At 67.6% G+C, this 4907-nt stretch carries 5 protein-coding genes and 1 pseudogene; 4 read left to right on the top strand and 2 right to left on the bottom strand.

Translation table 11 applies throughout. The annotated features are described in order from the left end of the window. The 4 genes and pseudogenes from ACFYT9_RS17695 to ACFYT9_RS17680 form a co-directional block, all read left to right on the top strand. Positions 1 to 96, top strand: a pseudogene (locus ACFYT9_RS17695) (IS5/IS1182 family transposase); the annotation flags it as partial. A gap of 197 nt (positions 97 to 293) precedes the next feature. Further along, positions 294 to 1436: a hypothetical protein gene (locus ACFYT9_RS17690; protein ID WP_389164625.1), complete on the top strand. Its 1143-nt coding sequence runs from the start codon at positions 294 to 296 to the stop codon at positions 1434 to 1436. A 242-nt stretch (positions 1437 to 1678) separates the two neighbouring features. Then, positions 1679 to 2487, top strand: a protein-coding gene (locus ACFYT9_RS17685; RefSeq protein ID WP_389164622.1) for an IS5 family transposase whose coding sequence is annotated in 2 segments (ribosomal slippage) — positions 1679 to 2018 and positions 2018 to 2487 — 810 coding nt in all. Because the reading frame shifts where the segments join, the coding sequence is not laid out codon by codon here. Between the two features lie 40 nt (positions 2488 to 2527). Then, positions 2528 to 2920, top strand: a complete 393-nt coding sequence (locus ACFYT9_RS17680) for a hypothetical protein (protein ID WP_389164620.1) — start codon at positions 2528 to 2530, stop codon at positions 2918 to 2920. 123 nt (positions 2921 to 3043) lie between these two features. Here ACFYT9_RS17680 and ACFYT9_RS17675 read toward each other — a convergent pair whose 3' ends face one another. Continuing rightward, on the bottom strand, positions 3044 to 3244 hold the full coding sequence (locus tag ACFYT9_RS17675) for a recombinase (RefSeq protein ID WP_389164618.1): 201 nt from the start codon (positions 3242 to 3244) through the stop codon (positions 3044 to 3046). 318 nt (positions 3245 to 3562) lie between these two features. Further along, positions 3563 to 3805, bottom strand: a complete 243-nt coding sequence (locus ACFYT9_RS17670) for a GNAT family N-acetyltransferase (protein WP_389164616.1) — start codon at positions 3803 to 3805, stop codon at positions 3563 to 3565. Between the last annotated feature and the right edge of the window lie 1102 nt (positions 3806 to 4907).

The raw sequence follows: 4907 nt of genomic DNA, 5'->3' as shown, positions 1-4907 counted from the left end.
GTTGGACCTGGACGACTGCGCCGTGGACGGCTCGCATGTCCGGGCCCTCAAAGGGGGGATCACGTCGGCCCCTCACCCGTCGACCGCGCCCGCCCAGTCCGTCAGCTTCTCGGGGCTGAATTCCCGAGAAGCTGACGCGTCAACAGACTTGGGCCGAGTTCACTTGATCGGGTGAACGAATCTTGAGATTTTCCGTGCCGTTTCAGTGATCGTTTAGCGTGCTGGTGCATTCACCGCCTGTCGGCGCTTCCCCTTTCCCTCGGGTGGCGCATACACGAACGGAAGGCCCTGCCATGGGACGCCTGCGCACCACCAGCTTCTACCTCGTCCATGACCCCGACGCCCCGGACGAGGGCAGCCTCAGCCGCGCCCAGATCGAAAAGATCGAGCTGGCCCACGCGGCAGGCAAGGAGATGCAGATCGCCGACCTGGTGAAGTCGATGGTGGAGAACTACAACCCGAACGACGGTGTCCCGTCGGACGATGCGTCCCGGGTGAACGAATTCCTGGCCGACGCACTCCGCAGGGCGCCGCACGGATCTGCTCTTCCCTCCGTCATCACCGACGCGACCGATCTCTCCATGGAGGGCAGGCAGGAAGCCCTGGACGCGGCGTGGGCTGCGTTCATGGCGCTGGATACGGAGATCGCCGGGATGACGGGCACGCGCACGACCGAAGCGGGGATGCGGGTGTATAGGGAAGCCCGCGCCAAGTACGACGCCGAAAAGGCCAAGATCATCGCCATGGTGGACAAGCCGGCTGTCGTCCTGGCCGCCTACACGGCTGCTCAGGTCATCGAGCCGTACCCGTCCTCCGGTACCCGGGAAGAGAAGAAGGAGTACCTGGAGAGGATCATCGGGGCGGTCCGGGACATGGACCCCCGGAGCCAGGAGGCCCGCGCCTACCGGAAGGTCTTGCCCGGCAGGCAGGTACGGCGGTTCGCCGGCAAGGTGATCGAGATCCTGGCCTCCGAACCGTCCTTTCCCACCGGTTCCTACAAGACGACGTACAAGCCGCCGAACGTTGTCCGGTTCGATGACGACGGCTACCTCGTCCTGACCGGCCTGGGCGGGGTGAGCTCGCAGTTGGAGAGCGAGACCTCAGGCGCGTACTGGACGCGGTTGCAGGAGGCGAAGAAGCCTCTGGCCATCATGCGGATCGCCGAAGGCGAGTGGGCCACCGACGGGAACTGGGGCGGGTTTCTCCAGGTCACCAGTGCGGCCAACCAGCACAAGTGGATCGAATCGAAGAACGGCTGGGCCGGAGCCTTCAGCAGCAAGGACGACAAGGTCACCTTCTACGACATGGGCAACTACTACGAGATCTGGCAGTGGACCCGGGAGGACGAGAAGGGTAAGCCGCTGACCGTCGAGAACGACAAGCTGCGGTTCGTCAAGGACGCAGTGCCAGCGCGGTGGAACATCGAGGACCGCTAGGTGTTCTGAGGCTGGGGAGCCCCCTCAATCCGGAGTTGTCCGGGTCGAGGGAATTTGATGCTTCTGCGTCGGGTTCATTGGATCCTCAGCTCACCCTTTGGTGAGTTGCGAAACAAGTCTTGGGACGGCGGGGGTGCGCCCTCTATGCGATTGCAGGGGATTGCACGCCACTTGCTGATCGCTTCGGAATGAGTTGAGCTGTGGGTCTTGCACTCGCCGATCTTGGTCGGCAGGGTGTCCGAATGCGTGCTGATCTTGTTCCGGACGACCTGTGGGAGCGGGTGGCCCCGCTGCTGCCACCCGCTCCCGAACGGCGCCGCCGGCATCCCGGGCGGCTTCGCGTTCCGGACCGGGCAGCTCTCGCCGGCATCATGTACGTCCTGCGGACCGGCGTTGCCTGGCGGGACGTTCCGGCCGAGACCGTGGGCTGCTCCGGTGTGACGGCCTGGCGTCGGCTGCGGGACTGGACCGAGGCCGGCGTATGGCCACGCCTGCACGCCGCCCTGCTGGCCGAACTGCGCCGCGCGGACTCGTTGGACCTGGACGACTGCGCCGTGGACGGCTCGCATGTCCGGGCCCTCAAAGGGGGGATCACGTCGGCCCCTCACCCGTCGACCGCGCCCGCCCCGGCTCCAAGCACCACCTGATCGTCGACCGCCACGGAACCCCGCTCGCCGTCACCCTCACCGGCGGCAACCGCCACGACGTCACCCAGCTCCTGCCCCTGCTGGACGCCGTCCCGCCGATCCGGGGCCTGCCTGGACGCCCCCGCCGCAAGCCCCGGCGCCTGTACGCCGACCGGGGCTACGACTTCGACAAGTACCGCCGCCTACTGTGGAAGCGTGGCGTCAAACCGCTGATTGCCCGACGTGGCGTCGCCCACGGTTCCGGACTGGGCAAGGTGCGCTGGGTGGTCGAGCGCGCCTTCGCCTGGCTGCACCAGTTCAAACGACTCCGCATCCGCTACGAGCGACGCGCTGACCTCCACCAGGGCTTGCTCGAACTCGCCTGCAGCCTCATATGCCTCCGCCGCCTCCGAACCTCATTCTGAAACGATCAGTAAGCCTCGATCTGAGGTTAGAAAGGGCTCCATGAGTTTCGACATCTTCGTGTGCCGGTTCGACAACGGCGAGCCGGCCTCGTTGGACGTGAGTGCTGCGCATGAGGTCCTCGACCCCTATGTGGTGGCACAGGACCGTCGGACGAACTTCCTGCAGGTGCGTACGGCGGAGAGGGAGGAGGCGGGTGTGTTCTTCTCCAGCCCGGACAGCATCACCTTCAACCGATTTGGAGGCGGCGGAATCATGGACCTCCTGGCTGTCGTGCTGCGCCGGCTGGATGCCGTGCTCGTCGTCCCGGGCGGACCAACCGTGATTCAGCGGGACGAGGACCGCGATCTTCTGCCTGCCGCTCTCAGGGACGAGTGGCCCGTCGTCGTGGCCCGCACCGGCGCGGAGATCGATCGGGCAATCCGGGCTTTCTGATCGAACGGACGAGGGGTCTATCCCTGCTGCGGGCCACCGGGAACGCCCCGTGAAGACTGCGTTCGCCCTTCGCCGCACCTCGGCCTGAGGCTGGAGAAGGCTCACTAAGTCAAGTTGGCGACCTCACTGCGACGGCCGGCGGGTGGTGGGGATGCCGAGGACGACGGGCGGCCGCCGGGCGGCCCCTGCGGCGTCGGCCTGTTTCGCGCGGACCAACGTCAAGGTCAGATCGATCCCCTCGACCTCGCCGAGCCACTGCTCCTCCTCGGCCCGTTTGCGACGCAGGGCGAGGTCCTTCTCGATCTCCGCGAGTCTGGGCAGCATCTTCGGGTTGACTTGCAGAACGGGGCAGCGGATGCAGGCATGCTCGTACTGGCAGGGCGTCCCGTAGGGGCGAGCGCAGTTCCCGAGCTCGACCTTGCGTCGATCGAAGTGTTCCTCGAACTCGGCCCACTCCGCTGCAGTGACGTCGGTGTATTCGTCGTCGGGACGAAGAGTCCGATGGTGGTTGAGGTGCTCCTGGTCGTGCTTGAGGATGTCGTCGGCGAAGACCGCTCATGGTGGAGTCGGGTATTGGAACTCTCTGAATGCCTCCCGCCCTCGGGGCTCCGCGTGGGTCCCCGCCCTGCTGCGGACCTGTAGTCAGGTCAGGTCGGTGCGAGGGTCGATAGCCCAGTGGTTGGCGTGCAGGACTCGACCGGCGAAGGGCACGTCTTGCTTGTCCAGGAATCGAAAGCCGAGGGCTCGGCAGATGCCGTTGGACGGGGCGTTGGTTGGTGCCGGAAATGCGTGGATCAACCCCCACCGGCCGTCGTCGCGGGCCAGCTGAAGCAGCGTGCGGATGCCCTGCTTCGCGAGTCCCCGCCCCTGGTGCTCCGGCAGCACCGTCCAGCCGACTCGGAGATGCGCTCGCCGTCTGCGTCGTCGGACCACAACGTCACGGTTCCCGCGGCCACGTCCAGCTCGGCGTCATCGGGCACGATCATCATTGTCCAGTCGGTGTCCGCTGCCACCGTGGAACATCACCCTGGACCTTCGCCTCCATGCCCTCGCGACGCAGCGGCCCGCCCGGCTCGGCCATCATGACCGGGTCGCATCGCATCCGAACGTCGACGTACTCAACATCACTTAGCAGCATCTGTGTTGCCCCCTGCCTTTGGATTCAGACGTCATGATGGCGGCGGCTGCCCTCGGCCGCGTAGGCGCCCCAGTCCCCGGCGGCGGCGGCTCGCTGCCATATGACGGCGACGGTGATGTCGATGCCAAGGGTGCGGGCGAGGACGGCGGCGGGCAGCTCGGTGGCGAGCTCGGACGGCCGGGCTGACCGCCAGGGAAGAGCCAGGGTGACGGCGGTGAGAGGACGGGTCAGGCGTCGTCAAATCCGACAGGGCCGGGACGACGGCCCTGGCGGTGGCCGGCGCGCCCCGGTACACCCCGGCCGGTCCGTCTCCACACCGTCGCAGGGCGTGGGCTGCGGTCCGGGCGGGTCTCATCCCTCGACGCGGCCTGGCTCGCCCACCGCCTCGTCCCGCAGGCGCTGCGCACGTTCACCGAAGCCACGCGGCTGAACGGCGCCGTCGATCGGATCCCCGGTACGGCGATCCACTGCCGGCCCGCAACCTACCCCTTCGACCGTTTCGCCACCAGCCTCGGCTATCGGACGTTGCCGCTCGACGGTCCGCACGACGTGATGCTGACCGATCCCGAGCCGCTCGTCAGGCTGCTCCTCGACGGCCCGGCACGTCCGGCGTACTTCGAGAACCGGAAGGGTGAAGTCATGTAAGGGAGTGGAGCAACGAACGAACAACCCATACTGCGCGACCGCGCGGACCCTCGACCTGGTCGGAGAGCGCTCGACCCTACTCTTCATCCGCGAACTGCCGACAGGCCGGCGCCGGCGGCCGCCCCCCCCCCCCCCCCCCCCCCCCCCCCCCCCCGGCGGGCGGGGGGGGGGGGGGCCGCGGCGGGGGGGGGGGGGGGCGGCGAG

Origin of the sequence: Streptomyces sp. NPDC004435 (assembly GCF_042873895.1) — a bacterium.
Taxonomy (GTDB): domain Bacteria; phylum Actinomycetota; class Actinomycetes; order Streptomycetales; family Streptomycetaceae; genus Streptomyces.
This window is presented reverse-complemented; position numbering and strand designations above follow the sequence as displayed.

What these genes read in the sequence shown, in the direction of transcription:
- ACFYT9_RS17690 (WP_389164625.1), top strand. Translation starts at nt 294, where the DNA reads ATGGGACGCCTGCGCACCACCAGCTTCTACCTCGTCCATGACCCCGAC.
- ACFYT9_RS17680 (WP_389164620.1), top strand. Translation starts at nt 2,528, where the DNA reads ATGAGTTTCGACATCTTCGTGTGCCGGTTCGACAACGGCGAGCCGGCC.
- ACFYT9_RS17675 (WP_389164618.1), bottom strand. Translation starts at nt 3,244, where the DNA reads ATGCTGCCCAGACTCGCGGAGATCGAGAAGGACCTCGCCCTGCGTCGC.